Source organism: Azospirillum sp. B2RO_4 (genome assembly GCF_051124815.1).
GTDB lineage: Bacteria > Pseudomonadota > Alphaproteobacteria > Azospirillales > Azospirillaceae > Azospirillum.
In genome coordinates, this window is sequence record NZ_CP118491.1 from 129903 (window position 1) to 145690 (window position 15788).

Consider the following 15788-nt stretch of genomic DNA (forward strand, 5'->3'; position numbering starts at 1 on the left):
GCATGATGTTAGCCTGTTGGGGGTGTTGCTGACTCTGCGTACCTTGCGGTCCAGCCCCAAGCCCGCGCACACAGGATCGGATTTACGTTCCCCAATGACCGCTCTCATCGATACGGCAGCCCGTCTCATCGCCCTTGCGGATATCCGGACGGAAGAGGGCAGGTGCGCCACGGCGATCCTGCCGTCATGGGCAGGTCGGGGCGATCATATGGCGGAACCACAGGCTTCCGTCTTGCGGCTGTTCGAGAATGGACGCGAAATTGGTCCTGCACATTCCTTGCACAGCGATATCCGGGGCTCCGGCGGCGGGCGCTATTCACACTGGGAAGGGATGCTGTTCTTCTCCTCAAGCGACGGCACTCCTCCTGCAAGCAATGGCCGCTTCTATCAGGTGCTGACCACTCCTCCGAGTCCCTCTGCAGCGCTTCAGTCGATGATACTGTCGACGTCCACGATGGCGGAACTCACGGATGTGCAGCAGCACACGATCCTGTCATCGGCCGCATCCCTGATCGCCCCCGGCTTCATTCTGCCCGATCATGGACGACAACTGGAAAAAGACGCGGAGTTCCATGCCGCGTTCCGGCGCTTCTTCCCCGACCACAGCAACACGATGGACCGCAAATATGCGGTCTGGCAAATGGCCCAGCTTGTGGACAGACTGCACGGGGACATGGCGGAAGTTGGCTGTTATACAGGTGCCACATCCTGGTTCATGGCCGACAGGATCGTCCGAAGCGGCATGCCGCGATCGCTGCATCTCTTCGATTCGTTCGCAGGTCTGTCCCAACCCGGCGAGAAGGATGGCGATTATTGGCAGGAAGGGGTATTGAGCGCTGGGGAAGACTTGGTGCGGCGCAATCTAGCGGAATTCCCCTTCGTTCATCTGCATGCCGGCTGGGTGCCCGACCGCTTCCCCGATGTGGATGACCGCCGCTTCGTACTGGTCCATATCGATGTCGATCTGTACCAGCCCACCAAGGACAGCACTGCTTTCTTCTATGAAAGGCTCGTCCCCGGCGGCTTGATGATCTGTGATGATTACGGCTTCCGCAGCTGTCCTGGAGCGACCGCCGCCTTCGATGAGGTCCTAGCGGACAAGCCGGAGCCGATCGTCAACCTGTCCACCGGAGGAGCGTTCATCATCAAACGCCCCTCCTGACCCTCGGAAGCAGTTTTCCCTGTTCACAGATGATCCAGGGCTCACGCGGGAAGCATGACGCCCAGATCGCGGTAGACAGCCGTCAGATACTCCTCGGCATAGGGTCGCAACCGCAACAAGAAGCCAACATTGTGGCCATGCCCCATCGGGAAGGGAATGGTGAGGGATTCCGCCACAGCACGCCGGGCGCCATCAGGATCGTTGCCCAACCAGCGCGCCACCGCCTCCGTGGTCTTCCCCCAGTCTGTCGCGGGTTCCAAGTTGTTGCCATGGATGATCATTTCCAACCCCTGAGACGGTCGTCCGGTCAAGGCCAGCGCCGTCCCCAGCGCCTGCAGCCCCGCCGCTTTGCTACGGTCGAGCTCTACCGCCCGGGTCGCGGCGGCCAAAGCGGCATTCGCATCGCCTCCGGCCGCCAAGCTGATGGAGAGGTAGGTCTGAAGGAGCGGATTGGTCGGCGCACCCGAACAGGCCGCGTGCAGCATCGAAACAGCTTCGGGGATCCTGTGGTTCGCCACCAGCAGCAACCCTTTGTGCACGATCAGGTTCGAATTGTCCGGCGATTCGCGCAAAAGCGCATCGCAAATCACCAGCGCTTCGTCCAGCCTCAGGGTGTTGCGCAGCATGATAAGCGCCAGCATCCCAACGGCTTGTGGATCCTGGCTGTTGCCATCCGTATGGAGCCTTGTCCATGCTTGGTGGATTGCCTCAGCCGCTGCGGCATGATGTCCCTGCCGACGACGCACCTGAGCCAATTGCGTCAGCAATGGAGACAATGGCTCAATGGCGAGAGCTATAGCCTCCTCCAGCCGCATGGCGGCGGTTTCGTCATCCTTCTGCTGCTCGGCTTGGTAAGCCATGGCCGTTAGGACATCACGCAGCGCTTCCCGCCCGCGTCGTCGCACGTCCGGCGTGACAGCGGCATTTATAACTTGGTGGATACTGGGCAGCAGAGACTGAAGTTCTGTGGAGGTCGCTGCCCAATCGCGCAACCGGTCGAGACAGGCCGCCAACGGGAAGTCCCTATCAAGGCTCAGTCCTTCCTTCTCCAGTTGTTCCGCCTGAACCAGATCGCCACGCTGCCGGAGCAGGCGGATCCACTCCGCTCGTGCCCCGGCAAAACTCCTATCTCGCTCCACAGCTCGCCGGAACAGGTCTTCGGCGTTCTTCAGTTCCCCCGTCCGCTCCAGGGCTAGCCCCATGCAGTAAAGGTAATTGACCTCCGTGTCGAGCCGGATGCGGGTGCGCCATTGCTCAATGGCCTCAGACGTCATCGGCACTGCAGTGACATCTCTCATGAACTCGGCCCAAGCAGTTGTTGTTCAACGTCGCGGCGATAAAAACCAAGAGAACGACTAAATCAGGAATCGAGATGCTGCTCAATGGAATTGCTCTTGCGGCGGCAGGTAGGCGCCGAAGAAAAACACAACCATCAGCCGTACGGAGAGCATCCTGTTCTGCCGTCACTCTTCGCCAAAGGATTGTTCTAGTAAACACCGTTATTTTTTCTGTATTTGTCCACCATCATTGGATGAGCGTGGTATATGTCCTGGAATCCTCTGGAGACCAGCGGGTGAAGGATTTGAGAGAAATAGACACTGGCGGTAATCACCGGCATGCTACGATCCGCAGTTTCCAAGAATACGTCCGGCGATACAATCTCAATTCCCTTCAGACTGCCCGTGCGCCTCTTGTCGACGAGTGCAGGAATGCGCGCTCCCTGCTGCAGCAGAAGATCCAGCAGGGATTCTCCAAGCATACCCAAGCCCCAAAGGGCGACCGGGCGGGAGAGATCGATGTCCGCAATGCTGGCTGGAACCTTGAATAGTTTTGCCAAGTCATGATCCGGCGCACAGGTTCCACGGCTGAAAACGTATTCGGTGTTTGCCTCTCCTGTCGATATATTTTGTAGATGAAAATTGTTTTCTTTGCAAAAAACATCAACGACTTCAGAAATACGCGTGAACTCCATAGGCCAGCCGCCAAGCCAATCCCGAACATCTGTGTAAAGGTTCATGCCACGGCTTTTTTTGTATTCAGCCATTATGCTGAATATTTTTGCCATGTTCTTTATACTTTTCCCACAAACTATATCCTTAATATATTCAATTTCCATAACATAACGCCTCACCTTACCAGCGCTGTTGTATTGCTTTTTTATATCGAGCCAGTACTTTGGGCCCGGGTTCACATAAACGTCACTATCATATAGGGCAATATAGAATACCCCATCGTCAGAAACAGCATCTATAGCGTTATTAATGGCATTCCATTGGCTTCCGGTATGGTGAAGGACGCCCCATGAATACACAAAGTCGAACTTTCCTAGGGAGTTCATAAATTCCTTGTTTAGAACGCTACCCTGCTGGATTGTCCAGTTCGAAGGTTTGCCAACCTTCTCGTGGAGCAATCGGGTCGTCTCCACCGAGTTGGGGTCGTAGTCAAAACTCACAATTTCGCGGACGCCCGATCGCCACGCCGCGAGAGAATGCAGGCCACTGCCGGAGCCGATATCGAGCATCCGCATGCCGGAGAGATTGGAACGCCCAAGGAAGCTCAACATATGCTGACGGGAAATCTCGATTTTCTCTTCACTAAAGTGCAAATCCACATACCGCTTCCAGTTTTTCCCGAACTCGTAACGATCAGAAGTATCTTGTACGGTCATTTCCTGAACTCGATGCAGTATGGTGCCCCTGGGCGGGGCAGATGAAGTTAATATTGTCAGGAGCCATGGAATTCAGCAAAGCAATTTGCTGAGTTCCACAGCGGGTGAGGTCCGATCCCCTCCAGCGTCAGCCCTCACCCACGGCGAAAATGCTTTCGGCAACGGCAAGGTCGCTCTGCTGGTCAACCTCGCACCAGGGACCTGCGGCGGGCACCGCATAGATCTCGACGCCGAGCTTCAGCAGGCGGGAGAGCAATCCGGTCATGTCGAGCCGGTCGGCGTCCTCCGGCGACAGACCTGCGACATACCCCACCACCATCTTCCAACCGGCCGGGGTGATGCGCAGCAGCCCCATATATTGGCCCTGCACCTCGTCCAGTGACTTGGGGCGAGCGCCAATGGTGATCAGCCGGCCGCCTGCGTCGACACCGAATGTTTCCGCGTCATCCAACGGATCGGCAAAGCGTCGGCTCCATAGCCGGAGCCAGTCCGGATCATAGGTGATGGCAATTTCACCAGGTGCTGCCATCAGCCGGCGGACCGTCCCGGAACCGTAGACGATGTCCGTATAGCTGACTAGGCAAGGCGCTTCGGCCAACCACTCCCCCGCGCAGGCAAGCGAGGCGACCATGTTGGTCCGTTGCCAGCGGCCATTGGTGAAGAAGCGGGATACCGGCAGCCCTTGCCGGTCCCAGAAGTCGGCAAGATAGCCGCGCACGATGCCGATCTCGCCGATCCCGGCTGCGTTCAGCGCCTCGACCTGCCACTGCACGAGAGGTTTTCCGTGGAGCTGGACAAAACATTTTGGATGGGTGGCGGTCATGGTCCCCAGACGAGAACCGCGACCGGCAGCAAGAAGAATGGCTTTCATGACAGGGCCAGCAGGTTGCGGAACAGGGCGATGTCCCGGGGATCGAAAGGAGCCACCCGTTCCGGATGCCACATCACTGCGGCCATTGGAAGTGTGGGATGGCGGATCGCCTCGATCAGGTTGTCCTCCGCACTGTATGCTTCGATGACCCAAGGCTCCGGCATCTGGACGATCCCATAGCGGTGAAAGCTGTTCACCCGCCGCCCCCCCCATGAACCCTCGATCCAATGCGCACTGCCGATGTGACCGGGAACATCCGCCATCTGCCCCCCGGCGCTCTGCACCAGAGCCTGCAAACCGCGGCAAACCCCCACCAGAGGCAAGGCGCTCCTGGCAGCCTGCCCGATCAACTCCTCTTCGACGGCGTCCCGCTCCGGTGCCGTTCCTCCAAGAGCCGCCAGATCACCACCACCAGTCAGGATGACGCCCGACAGTTTTGGAATCAGGAGCCTAACCGTTTCAAGGTGGTTCGGCAAAGGAAGTGGCACTCCGCCCAAAGCGGCAACGAAGTGGACCCAACTCTGGTCCAGCTGATCCCGCCGTTCGTTCCAGCCTGTCACCTCCTCCACTCTCTGGGTGAGACCAATAAACGGCTTTATCATCTTTTTGCCTTCCGTCCCCATTTCTTCACATCAGAACCGTCACCTGCTTGCCGACGCCATCAATCTGCAGCCGGCGCGCTTTGGACCAGTTCCGGTAGAGGGCCTCGCCGCAGCCGATGACCGCCGGCAACCCCAGCTCCTGCGCCCGGATTGCCATGTGCGAGTTGAGGCCGCCATACTGCGTGATGAAGCCGGCGATGTTGCAGGTGAACAGCCAGTCATAGCCGGGATCGGCTGCCGGAATTAGGACGATCCGGCCCTGCAACCCTTCCCGCCCACCATCGGCAAGCGTCACCGGAGCCGTGATCCGCTTCTGGGTGACGAAATTCGGGGCGCTGGGTGGAAGATGGAAACTCCAGACCTGGTCCGGACAGGTGATGAGCGGCGGCAAGACGATGCAGGATGTTCTGGAATGCCGCTCCTTGCCGTCGGTGATCGAGCGGAGGAGCAAGTCGCACGGATCGTCGGTGCCTCCAACGATGCGGGTAACGACGCCGATGTCGGCGAACGACAAGTCTTCACGGCTGAACCCCATTTCTTCACCCCAGCCGGCAAACAGCTCAAGCGCATCGCTCAAGTTGGCGGTGAAGACAAACTTTGCATACTCCCGGCCCTCGATTGCCGCCTTGAGAAAGTCGAACAGACCGAGCAGATTGTCCTCCAATCCGTGACGGGCGAGCAAATCCTCAATCCGGCGGAACTGGTCCAAGGTAAGTGAAAATGACTTGGTCGAGGATGACGGATGGTCCTGCCGAGATGACCAGTCGAAGTAAAGTTCCGGCGCCGCATCATAACGCGGAGAGGTGATGTCGTAAGTGCCTGGACGCAAATGCCCATAGCGGGCCAGAAAGGCGCTTTTCGACATCTGCCGGAAGTCGCGGCTCATCTCGCTCGATACGGTTTCGAGGGAGCCCATGAACTGGTCGCGCTCGTCTTCCGAAAAGACGCCGGCCTCCACCAGCGAGCGGAGGAGTTGGACCGCGATGAAGCCGGCTCGTGCCAACCCGGCAAAGGGCAGGGTGCCGTAACGCTTGCAGTCTTCCAACAGCCAGTAAATCTTTTCCGGCGCTCCAAGCCCACTCTCCAGGATTGTCTTGCGCTTGGCGGCCAGGATGTCGAGTTTGGCGCGGTCCTGCCGCCAAAGCCCCTGTCCATGATGGATGATCCGGTGGGTCAGACGGCGCAGGCTGTCGGCCAGCGTTTCGGTGTCCGCCCGGGTGAAGCCCGCCGCCATCAAACGTTCCAGCCTGTCCGGCAGGTCGAAGCTGTAGCAGCTGAAAACGACGTCGAACTCGACCTTGTCATGCCATGTCGGATGGGCGACCAACGTGTCCAAATAGTGATCGGTCAGGCGCTCGGCCAAATCATCCGGTAGATCCTTCGGGAGAAAGGAATTGAAGCTCACCCGGACATCGATGAACGGAATTCCCTCGAAGCTCTGGAGCAGCGGGAAACTTCGCAAGTTCCGGTAGCCATAATTGTCGCGTTGGTAGGCCCAGATGGCGTCGGTGACGAGGTCCTTGTAAAGGGACAAGGCGAGCGGGCGCGGCCGCACGCCGATAATTTCGGCCGGGTTCCAGTCGGGCATCACGCCATAGACGGTGCGTTTGCCGAACAGAAAGGGATGACTGGCCTGTCCTGCGGCAACCCTACCGGCAATCCGCTCCATCCAGGCGGTATGAGCTTTCGGATCCGGTTGCGAAACCCGCAGGACCAAAGGGCGGACCTGAAGCAGCACCACCGCTCCATCGCGGCGGACCGCAAACTCAACATCAAGCGCCATCTCGGAAAACAGACTGCCAAGTTCCCGCAGAAGAGCGACGACCCCAGCCAGAGGGACTGGACCGGCAGGAGCCGCGTGATGGATGTAGCAGGCTTGCAGCCCGGCTGCGTCACCTGATGTAACGGCGTCGGTCCGCTCACCCTCGCTGTAGTTGATGACGTAATAGGGGCCACCACCATTGGGGTCATGAGTGAAGGCTACACCGGCTATGACCACGTCCTCGACCATCGGTTGGACAAAGAACTGATGGTCGCCGGGATGCTCAGCCATTGCCCAAGCGACTTGGCCGCAGGCTTCGGCAAGCTCCTCCGGTCGGATGTTCAGCCGGGTGAGAAAAGCGCCGGCCATGGAGCTTTCGGTTCCATCCTCTTGCGCCGCCGAGGAGCGAACCGCCATGCAGGACCAGTTTCTGGCTTTCAGCCGGGAGAGAACGCGTCCTGGCTGGTTCAACCAGTCCACCAGGGAAACGACTTCAAGCGGCGGGACCGCGGCGGTGCACAGACGGCTTTCAAGGGCCAACAAAGTTTGTGCCTTGGATTTGCCGCGCCATGGTGCCGCCACCTGCTCGATTCGGTTTGGCTCACATGCGGCCGTGTTCTCAACCACCCGTTCCAGGTCCGCCAAGGTATGGTCCCGTGCATGGGCCATGATTGTCCGGGATACGATTTCTGTCATGGCCATGTCGTGTAGCGGGGTGGAGTTGCTCGGAGAAGCGACTCTTCACCACGAAATGGTCCAGCCTAAACATTAAGGATCATTTACTTCGAATGGAACCAATGCCAACGCGTCGGGTGATTGGCTGGGCAATCAGCGAGAGGAAAGTGACCGGGGCATAGTGGTGTTGTGGATTAGCCGCCAGATTTCCTCTGCTGTATCGTCCGGCGTCCGGTCAGGGGCATGATCGACGACCAGATCGGCGTGGCGCGGCTCTTCGGCAACGACATCCACCCCGACCATGCCGGCACCATGACCGGCCGCTGAACGGGTATAAAGCCCTTTCGGATCACGGCGGCGCAGCTCGTCCACGGGAACGCGCAGGTAGACCTCCAGATAGCCGGGAATCTGTACCCGGTTCCACTTTCTCACCTCATGGAACATCGAAACCGTGGCGCAGAGCACGTCAAGCCCACGCGCAGCAACGGCTTGGCACAGCCTTCCATAAAGCAGGGCCAGCCATAGCCGCTGCTCCCGGTCATGCCCGAATGCAATCTGCAATTCTTTGCTCAACAGGTCTCGTATGACATCGCCATCCAATATGACGCATGGCCTTTGCGCCCGAGCGAACATGGGAACAAGGCGGTGTGCGACCGTCGTCTTCCCGGCACCGGATAATCCGGTGATCCAAACTACAACTCCTGTGCGATCCTGCACAAACTGGTTCTCACTCAGCTTTTCCACGAGGGAGTCGAACTGTTTTGGGCTGATGGAATGCAACGGAGAGAGTCCTGTGTCCTGTCGAAGTGGAAGTTTCTCCCGACGCTGTTCGGTGGTCACACGGGCAACCCTTGAATTGGCAGTCTGTCTGCGGTTTGTACCATGGGCGATTTCGGTCTCTCCGGCAATGATCGTATGGCATAAACCAGTCATTAACACCGACTGTCGAATGTGTGCCATGTGTTGCAGACAGGCTGTGGACGCCTACATCATACTGTGGAGCACTCAGTGAGCACTGAAACCGTAAAGCATGGTGATTTCACCGGATTGGCAAAAGACTACGCACAGTATCGGCCTGCCTATAGCGAGACGGTACTTTCCGCGATCGTCGGGCTGATTGGGAAGCCACCATCGCAGGCCGACGCGGTCGATGTGGGGGCCGGAACGGGCATCTGGACCCGCATGCTCGCACGGCGCAGTTTTCGCTCTGTCATAGCAGTAGAGCCCAATGCCGAAATGCGAAGCCACGGTGCCGCCGCCGCCGACAACGGTCCAGTCCTTTGGATCGATGGCAGTGCCGAGCGGACGACCCTGGCCGACAGCTCCGCTGATCTTCTCTCGATGGCTTCATCGTTTCACTGGGCCGATTTTGATACGGCAACACGGGAATTCCACCGCGTGCTCCGCCCCGACGGCCACTTTGTCGCTCTTTGGAACCCCCGCTTGATCGAAGCCAATCCGCTGCTTGTGCGGATTGAGGAACGTCTGCGCGACATGTCGCCGGACATGAAGCGCGTTTCATCCGGCAGGTCAGGGATCACCGCGACCTTGACCGAGCGTCTGTGGGCCTGCCCGTATTTCGATGACATCGTCTACTTGGAAGGGCGGCATACGGCCGATTTGTCGGTTGAGCATTATCTAGGGGCATGGCGATCGGTGAACGATGTGCAGGCCCAACTTGGTCCGGAACGTTTTGCAGACTTCCTTGCCTTTGCCGCTGATGTGCTGAAAGGCGAACGCTTGGTCAGGACGACCTATCTGACGCGAGCCTGGGTTGCGCGACGGGTTTGATGGTGCGTGAAAGGGCCGAGGCATCGATCCCCACCTGATGAAGGCAAGGATCACCCCACCGCCAGCACTGGATAGCCCTCCGGCAAATCCACCACCTGCGGCTCCGGCATCGGCCCCAGCTCCGCCACCATCGCCCCCCAGGACCAGCCGACGCCGAAGCCGGCCATCAGCGTCTTCACCGGACCGGCCGCCAGCTGGGCGCCCATGCTGTGGCAGACCGCCAGCGGGATGGAGGCGGAGCTGGTGTTGCCGAAGCCCTGCATGTCGATGATGAACTTCTCGGCCGGCGCCTTCACGCGCTTGCGCAGATGCTCCAGCATGAAGGCGTTGGCCTGGTGCAGGACGAAGCGGTCGACGCCGTCGACGTCGGTGCCGGCATGCTCCATCGCCTCGCGCAGCAGCGGCGGCACGGCCCGCAGGGTGAAGGAGAACACCTCCGCCCCGTTCAGGGTCAGGCGCGAATCGCGCTCCAGCTGGGCGGCCTCGTCGCCGCCGGCGATCCGGCCGGCGGTGCCGACCGGCGGGATCAGGCAATGGCGCTTGCCGCCGGCCTTGACGAAGATGTGCGGGGCGCCGGCGCCGTCGGTGCCGATCACCACCGGAATCGGCGGGGCCGCCGCGTCCACCTCCAGCGCGGTGGCCGATCCGGCATCGCCGAACAAGGGCAGGGTGGCGCGGTCCTCCGGGTGCAGGTGGCGGGTGGCGTTGTCGCCGCACAGGACCAGCGCCCGCTTGGCGGTCGACCCGCCCAGCAGCTTCGCCGCGATCCACAGGCCGTAGACATAGCCCGAGCAGCCCAGCGGCACGTCGAAGGCCGCCGCACTGGTCGGCAGCCCCAGCCGGTGCTGCATGATGCAGGCGGTCGCCGGCAGCACGTAATCGGCGTCCTGCGAGACGAAGACCAGCACCTCCACCGTCGCCGGGTCCCAGTCCAGCTGCTGCATCAGCCCTTCCGCCGCGGCGACGCAGAGGTCGGATGCGCAATAGGGCGGCGGCAGCACGCGGCGTTCCTGCACGCCGATGGTGGCGGCCAGCTTCTTCGCCTCCTCCACCGTGAACATGCCCGGATCCTCGACGAAGGAATGGCGCTGGGGCGGCACCACCGCGCGCAGGCCGGCGATCCGGATGCCGTCGATGATGGCTTTCATGGCAGTCCTGTCCTTCGCGTGTTCCAGGGCCCGGCAAGGGCCTCTTCGGTGATCGGTGGCCGGCACCATAGCCCGCACCATAGCGCACAGTGACGCCGGATTGGTTTCCGGAAGATTGATTGCGGCACACGGTCCTATGGTCACCGCTCCGGTTCCTTCCGGGAAGGCTCCGGGATGGCAGGCTTTGGGATCAGGCCGACGGTCAGCCCGAAGGGCCGGGCCAGCCGTTCCAGCGTCGCCACCGTCGGGTTGGCGGCCCCGGTCTCCAACTGCGAGACCTGCCGGGTGGTGAGGCCGAAGGTCTGCCCAAACTCCGCCTGGGTCATGCCGAAGGAGCGACGCATGCCGCGCACCCCCTCGGCCCAGGTCAGTTCTCCCCCTTCCGCCGCCCGGAGCAGGCTATGGCGTGCCTCGAACAGCTCCACTCGGCTGGGCGGCTTACGGCGCGGCATCGGCCCGGCCTTTCCCAAAATCTCCTGCCGGCAGCGCCGCGAGTGCGGCGGCAAGCTCGCCGCAGGCGGCGAAGGCGCGGGCGATCACCGGCTCCGGTACCCCATGGGCACGCGCCGTCTCCGGCAAGGCGGCGACCGCATCGGCCTTCGCCGACAGCGCCCCGGCCAGCCGCCTGCCCAGCCCATCGTCCCCGGTGACGGCGGCGACGGCCTCGCAAATCCGCTCGAACCGGATGGGGAAGCCGCCACCGCGCAGGCACTCCCAGCGGGTCGATGGCGCGATCACCCCCGGATCCAGCACCATCGGCGCGAAGTCGAAGCGCGGGGTCAGGCCGATCCAGCCGTCGGGGCGCTTCTGCAGGGCGGTGTTGCGGCCATGGTTGTCGGTGTCGCCCATCGCCCGGTTCAGCAGGTCGCGCAGCACATACTCGACGATCTCCCCGGCCGGTTCGGTGCAGACGGCATGGAGGACGGCGATATAGGCCTCATGCGTCGTCTGGTGGCCGAAGGCGGCGACACCGGCGGCGGACACCAGGCTTTCCTGGCCCAGCCGCGTCACGCCGCCACCCAACACACCGTTCGCCACCACGGCGCGGTCGAAGCGGGGGATCACCAGCGTGTCGCCGCGATGGATCAGCGGACGGCCGACCCGCAGGCCGAAGCCGCGGGCGATCTCCAGATAGGGCGCCTCGCAAGCCAGGATCAGGCGGTCCTCCGGTCCCTTCGCCCGCGACATCTTGACGATGACATGGTCGCGGGCCTCGTCATCCCCGACCAGGGAGTCGGGATACCACAGCCCGTTATCCTTGCGCGTCAGCAGCAGCTTCGGCCATTCTCCCTGGACACCGCTCGACCCCGAAGCGATCAGGGCGAAGCGGCCGGCCATGTCCTGGAAAGCGGGGGAGCGGTCGAAGACCTCGTCCAGCGTCACGCCGGCCACCGTTTCACCGCTCAAGCGCTCCCGCTCGGCCTCATAAGCCTGTTTGACGCGGATGTTGCCGATGGGGCTCCCCGCCCCGCGCAGCAGAAGCGGGAAGGCGAAGCTCTCGTCATCGGGATCGAACCCCATCTCGTCCGCCAGACGGCGGCGGGCATGGCCCTGGGGCAGCAGGTCGAGCAGGAAGGGCGGCCAATGGTCCCGGCGATGCGCCGCCATATCGACCCGGTCGCGCACCGACACCGCCCGCCAGTCGGTCACCGGCCGGCCGGCGGCAAGGTCCGCATTGCCGAAGGTGATGAAATAGAAAGGGTCGTACTCGAGCCGGGTGGACGAGTGGATCCCGGACCGGATATCGGCGACCGCCAAGTCGGCGGCATCGTGCCAGGCACCGTGCTGATGGATCTGGAGAGTCAGGCTTGCACCGTCGCCCATGGCCGCTTCTCTCACAAAATATTCCATCCAAGTGGAGTGTTTCTGAAGGGTATCCCCAATAGAACACCATTACAATGGTACGTTTCTCTATGGACCGGCATCAGCGGTGCCGTCGTTCCCAGACAAGGACGGACGCAGGCGTCCCGCACCAAAAGGCCGCAGCCCCGGACGCGCTGATGTCGGTCGGCGGTCGTGCTATGGTCCGCATCCCGATACGCCACCAAGCTGGATTTCCCCGCCATGACAGCCACCTACAACCCCATGGACCTGACCGGCCGCCGCATCCTGGTGACCGGGGCCTCGGCCGGGATCGGCCGGGCGACGGCGGTGGTGCTGGCCAAGCTCGGCGCAAGGCTGGTGCTGAACGGCCGGGACGTGAACCGGCTGGCCGAGACCGCCGACCGGCTGGCGGGCGATGGAGAGGGCGACGGCCACGCCATCGCCCCCTTTGACCTGTCGGATCTCGAAGCCGTGCCGGGCTGGGTGAAGGGGCTGTGCGCCGACGACGCGCCCTTCGACGGCATCGCGCACTGCGCCGGCATCCAGACCCTGCGGCCGATCCGCATCTTCTCCGCCGCCTTCTTCGACGAGGTGATGCGGGCCAACCTGGGCAGCGCCTTGGCGCTCGCCCGCGGGCTGCGGCAGAAGGGCTGCCATGCCGAGCGGGCGGCGATGGCGCTGATCTCCTCCACCGCCGCGACGGCGGCCTCGCCGGGCAACGTCGTCTATGCCGCCAGCAAGGGCGGCATCATCGCCGCCACCAAGGGGCTGGCGGTGGAGCTGCTGAGCGACGGCATCCGCGTCAACTGCGTGGTTCCCTCCATCGTCGAGACCGAGCTGATCGAACGCGGCAAGCAGAAGCTGACCGCCGAGCAGTACGAGCATCTGCGCACGCTGCAGCCGCTGGGCTTCGGCCATCCCGACGACATCGCCCACATGATCGCCTATCTGCTCGCCGACACCAGCCGCTGGATGACCGGGTCCATCGTCACGGTGGACGGCGGCCGCACCGCCTGAGGCCCGCGATGCCCGACACTGTTCCCGAAAACCGCTGGTTCCACCTCTGCATGGCGGACGACCTCGCCACCCCCAACGCCTTCGTCACCACGCGGGTGGGGGCGGTGCCGCTGGTGGCGCAGAACATCAAGGGGCGGGTGGTCGCCTTCCGCAATGTCTGCACCCACCGCTTCGCCGTGATCCACGGCGAGCCGGCGGGCTGCGGCCCCTTGCGCTGCCCCTATCACGGCTGGAGCTTCGACGCCGACGGCGTGCCGGTGGGGCTGCCCTTCAACCCGACCGACTTCCAGCTGGAGGCGGAGGGCCGCCGCCGGCTGGCCCTGCATCCGGCCTCGCTGGCCCGCTGCGGCCGGCTGGTATTCGTCCGGGTGGCCAGCGACGGCCCGTCGCTGGAGGAGGAGCTGGGAAGCGGCCTGTTCGCCCGTCTGTCCGCCCTGTCCGACGCCTTCCCCCGGCGCGGCGACGCGGTGGAGCCGGCCGACGGCTGGGAGACGATCGAGGCCGCCAACCTGCGCCTGCATCTGGCGCCGGACGGCGCGCTGGTGCTGCACAGCGCCGCCCCGCCCGGTGCCGCCCCGATCAATGTCGACGGGCGCTTCTCCCGCACCATCACCCTCCATCCCGCCACCGCCCCCATTACGACCGATGCGGAACTGCCGGCATGAACGCGCATCCCGTCCAGAGCGTCATCCCCGAGGCCGGCGCCTTCCTGCCCCACAGCCATTTCTGGACCGGGGAGGCCTTCGCCCGTGAACGCGAGCGGGTGTTCGGCCGCTGCTGGCTCTATATGGGCGTGTTCGACGACACCAACCTCCTGACCGCCGAGATGACCGGCCTGCGCTTCGAGTTGCACCGCCGCGGCGAGGCGATGGAGGGCATCTGCCGCGACGGGGAACGGGTGCGGCCGTTGCAGATCGACCGCTGCGGCGCCCTGGTCTTCGCCCGCGTGGCGCAAGAAGGCGGTCCCACCCTGGCCGACCATCTGGCGCCCTATGGCGAGCGGCTGGCGACGATGTCGGCCAACTGCCTGAACCCGCAGGCCCCGGTCGGCATCGCGTTCCGGGCCAACTGGAAGGCGCTGGTCGAGAACACGATGGACGATTTCCACGGCTCCACCGTCCATCCCGACACCATCCACCCCGCCGTCCATCCCGACTGGCAGAGCCACCTCGTCACCGAACGCCATGGCGCCAACAGCGATTCCCGCTGGCTGCTGGCCGACGGCACCGCCGGCTGGTGGGCGAAGCTGGACGCCAAGCTGCGGATGCGACGCTTCGCCGAAGAGTCCGTCTACCGCCACACCTTCATCTTCCCGAACTTCTATCTGGCGACCTTCTATGGCGCGACGGTGATCCCGCACCGGGTCGATCCCGTTGCCCCCGACGCTTCGGTCCTACGGTGGCAGCTGTTCCTCCCCACCACCCGGCTGGAGACGGCGCTGGAGCAGGCCTTCCACCGCTCCACCGCCGCCTATCTGATCACATCCGCAAGCACGGTGATCGCCGAGGACCGCCCGGTCTGCGAGGCGGTGCAGCAGGGCCGTCCCGGCATCGCCGACCTTCCCCGCATCACCGGCATCTACGGCCGGCGCGAGCGCCGCATCCTCGACTTCCATCAGGCGATGCTGCGGCAGCTGGGAGAAACAGTGTGAGTGGCGCCCTGACCTTCATCGAGCCGACGGAGGACCACGCCCGACTGCTGCTCGACTGGCGCACCCGGCCCGACATCGCCGGCCAGATGCTGAGCGTCGTCCCCTACGACGTGGAGCGGCAGAAGGCGTGGCTGCGGCGCAGTAAAGAGCGCGACGACTATGTCCACCGCATCCTCTGCGTCGACGGCGTGCCGGCCGGCCATGTCTCCATCACCGTGACCGAGCCGGAGTGGCGGATCGCCACCATCGGCGTGCTGATGGGCGAGCGGGCGGGGCGGATGGGGGCGGCGCCGCTGAACTTCGCCTACATGCTGAACCACGTCTTCTTCACCATGGGGCTGCGCAAGGTGGTGAACCACATCCTGGGCACCAACAGCCCCCGCCTGCTGAAAGGCCAGCCGATGATCGGCTACCGCCCGGTCGGCGTGCTGAAGCGCCAGGTGGTGAAGGACGGGCAGGAGATCGACCTGCACATTTTCGAAATGCTGGCCGAAGACTGGCTGGCGGTGCGCGACCGCTTCCGCATCTACCAGGACATGGACGGGCGGGAGTGGCGGTAGAAAGGGCAGAGCGCCATCATTGAAATCAATGAAGTCACTGTCTAACCTTCTTCTCCC

At 63.0% G+C, this 15788-nt stretch carries 15 protein-coding genes; 6 read left to right on the plus strand and 9 right to left on the minus strand.

Features of this window, described 5'->3' with window-relative positions:
• Positions 1 to 94 precede the first annotated feature (94 nt).
• Positions 95 to 1162 carry a TylF/MycF/NovP-related O-methyltransferase gene (locus PWS46_RS28935; protein WP_434625616.1) on the plus strand — a complete coding sequence of 356 codons (1068 nt, stop codon included), beginning with the start codon at positions 95 to 97 and terminating at the stop codon, positions 1160 to 1162.
• 41 nt (positions 1163 to 1203) lie between these two features.
• On the opposite strand, the gene PWS46_RS28940 is transcribed toward PWS46_RS28935, so the two are convergent.
• The 6 genes from PWS46_RS28940 to PWS46_RS28965 form a co-directional block, all read right to left on the minus strand.
• Positions 1204 to 2436 (minus strand): tetratricopeptide repeat protein, encoded by a 1233-nt coding sequence (locus PWS46_RS28940; protein WP_434625617.1) that lies wholly within the window; start codon positions 2434 to 2436, stop codon positions 1204 to 1206.
• A gap of 212 nt (positions 2437 to 2648) precedes the next feature.
• Entirely contained in the window at positions 2649 to 3830 is a 1182-nt protein-coding gene (locus PWS46_RS28945) for a class I SAM-dependent methyltransferase (RefSeq protein ID WP_434625619.1), read from the minus strand.
• 127 nt (positions 3831 to 3957) lie between these two features.
• Positions 3958 to 4653, minus strand: a complete 696-nt coding sequence (locus PWS46_RS28950) for an NTP transferase domain-containing protein (RefSeq protein ID WP_434625621.1) — start codon at positions 4651 to 4653, stop codon at positions 3958 to 3960.
• A 44-nt stretch (positions 4654 to 4697) separates the two neighbouring features.
• Entirely contained in the window at positions 4698 to 5303 is a 606-nt protein-coding gene (locus PWS46_RS28955; RefSeq protein WP_434625623.1) for a gamma-glutamyl-gamma-aminobutyrate hydrolase family protein, read from the minus strand.
• A gap of 25 nt (positions 5304 to 5328) precedes the next feature.
• Positions 5329 to 7710: a PEP-utilizing enzyme gene (locus PWS46_RS28960; RefSeq protein WP_434625625.1), complete on the minus strand. Its 2382-nt coding sequence runs from the start codon at positions 7708 to 7710 to the stop codon at positions 5329 to 5331.
• 183 nt (positions 7711 to 7893) lie between these two features.
• Entirely contained in the window at positions 7894 to 8520 is a 627-nt protein-coding gene (locus tag PWS46_RS28965) for an adenylyl-sulfate kinase (protein WP_434625626.1), read from the minus strand.
• Positions 8521 to 8748: 228 nt separating this feature from the next.
• Between PWS46_RS28965 and PWS46_RS28970 the strand changes: the two genes are divergently transcribed.
• Positions 8749 to 9531, plus strand: a complete 783-nt coding sequence (locus tag PWS46_RS28970) for a class I SAM-dependent methyltransferase (protein ID WP_434625628.1) — start codon at positions 8749 to 8751, stop codon at positions 9529 to 9531.
• A gap of 50 nt (positions 9532 to 9581) precedes the next feature.
• On the opposite strand, the gene PWS46_RS28975 is transcribed toward PWS46_RS28970, so the two are convergent.
• The 3 genes from PWS46_RS28975 to PWS46_RS28985 all read right to left on the minus strand — a co-directional run bounded on the left by PWS46_RS28975 (position 9582) and on the right by PWS46_RS28985 (position 12503).
• A complete protein-coding gene (locus tag PWS46_RS28975) occupies positions 9582 to 10679 on the minus strand; it encodes a 3-oxoacyl-ACP synthase III family protein (RefSeq protein ID WP_434625630.1) in 1098 nt (365 codons plus the stop codon).
• Positions 10680 to 10819: 140 nt separating this feature from the next.
• Positions 10820 to 11131, minus strand: a complete 312-nt coding sequence (locus PWS46_RS28980; RefSeq protein ID WP_434625632.1) for a helix-turn-helix domain-containing protein — start codon at positions 11129 to 11131, stop codon at positions 10820 to 10822.
• Complete coding sequence (locus PWS46_RS28985) at positions 11118 to 12503, minus strand: type II toxin-antitoxin system HipA family toxin (protein ID WP_434625634.1); 1386 nt, start codon at positions 12501 to 12503, stop codon at positions 11118 to 11120. Before PWS46_RS28985 ends, PWS46_RS28980 begins: the two co-directional genes overlap by 14 nt.
• Positions 12504 to 12743: 240 nt before the next feature.
• Here PWS46_RS28985 and PWS46_RS28990 point away from each other — a divergent pair, with 240 nt between their 5' ends.
• From PWS46_RS28990 to PWS46_RS29005, 4 genes are read left to right on the plus strand one after another with little or no spacing between them, the layout of a single operon-like run.
• The gene (locus PWS46_RS28990) at positions 12744 to 13520 is read left to right on the plus strand and encodes an SDR family NAD(P)-dependent oxidoreductase (RefSeq protein ID WP_434625636.1); all 777 of its coding nucleotides are present in this window, start codon (positions 12744 to 12746) and stop codon (positions 13518 to 13520) included.
• 8 nt (positions 13521 to 13528) lie between these two features.
• Complete coding sequence (locus PWS46_RS28995; protein ID WP_434625637.1) at positions 13529 to 14185, plus strand: Rieske 2Fe-2S domain-containing protein; 657 nt, start codon at positions 13529 to 13531, stop codon at positions 14183 to 14185.
• On the plus strand, positions 14182 to 15171 hold the full coding sequence (locus PWS46_RS29000; protein ID WP_434625639.1) for an RHO alpha subunit C-terminal catalytic domain-containing protein: 990 nt from the start codon (positions 14182 to 14184) through the stop codon (positions 15169 to 15171). The genes PWS46_RS28995 and PWS46_RS29000 overlap by 4 nt, the downstream gene beginning before the upstream one ends.
• On the plus strand, positions 15168 to 15731 hold the full coding sequence (locus PWS46_RS29005) for a GNAT family N-acetyltransferase (RefSeq protein WP_434625640.1): 564 nt from the start codon (positions 15168 to 15170) through the stop codon (positions 15729 to 15731). Before PWS46_RS29000 ends, PWS46_RS29005 begins: the two co-directional genes overlap by 4 nt.
• The last annotated feature ends 57 nt before the right edge of the window (positions 15732 to 15788 follow it).

What these genes read in the sequence shown, in the direction of transcription:
- PWS46_RS28935 (WP_434625616.1), top strand. Translation starts at nt 95, where the DNA reads ATGACCGCTCTCATCGATACGGCAGCCCGTCTCATCGCCCTTGCGGAT.
- PWS46_RS28940 (WP_434625617.1), bottom strand. Translation starts at nt 2,436, where the DNA reads ATGACGTCTGAGGCCATTGAGCAATGGCGCACCCGCATCCGGCTCGAC.
- PWS46_RS28945 (WP_434625619.1), bottom strand. Translation starts at nt 3,830, where the DNA reads ATGACCGTACAAGATACTTCTGATCGTTACGAGTTCGGGAAAAACTGG.
- PWS46_RS28950 (WP_434625621.1), bottom strand. Translation starts at nt 4,653, where the DNA reads ATGACCGCCACCCATCCAAAATGTTTTGTCCAGCTCCACGGAAAACCT.
- PWS46_RS28955 (WP_434625623.1), bottom strand. Translation starts at nt 5,303, where the DNA reads ATGATAAAGCCGTTTATTGGTCTCACCCAGAGAGTGGAGGAGGTGACA.
- PWS46_RS28975 (WP_434625630.1), bottom strand. Translation starts at nt 10,679, where the DNA reads ATGAAAGCCATCATCGACGGCATCCGGATCGCCGGCCTGCGCGCGGTG.
- PWS46_RS28980 (WP_434625632.1), bottom strand. Translation starts at nt 11,131, where the DNA reads ATGCCGCGCCGTAAGCCGCCCAGCCGAGTGGAGCTGTTCGAGGCACGC.
- PWS46_RS28985 (WP_434625634.1), bottom strand. Translation starts at nt 12,503, where the DNA reads ATGGGCGACGGTGCAAGCCTGACTCTCCAGATCCATCAGCACGGTGCC.
- PWS46_RS28990 (WP_434625636.1), top strand. Translation starts at nt 12,744, where the DNA reads ATGACAGCCACCTACAACCCCATGGACCTGACCGGCCGCCGCATCCTG.
- PWS46_RS28995 (WP_434625637.1), top strand. Translation starts at nt 13,529, where the DNA reads ATGCCCGACACTGTTCCCGAAAACCGCTGGTTCCACCTCTGCATGGCG.
- PWS46_RS29000 (WP_434625639.1), top strand. Translation starts at nt 14,182, where the DNA reads ATGAACGCGCATCCCGTCCAGAGCGTCATCCCCGAGGCCGGCGCCTTC.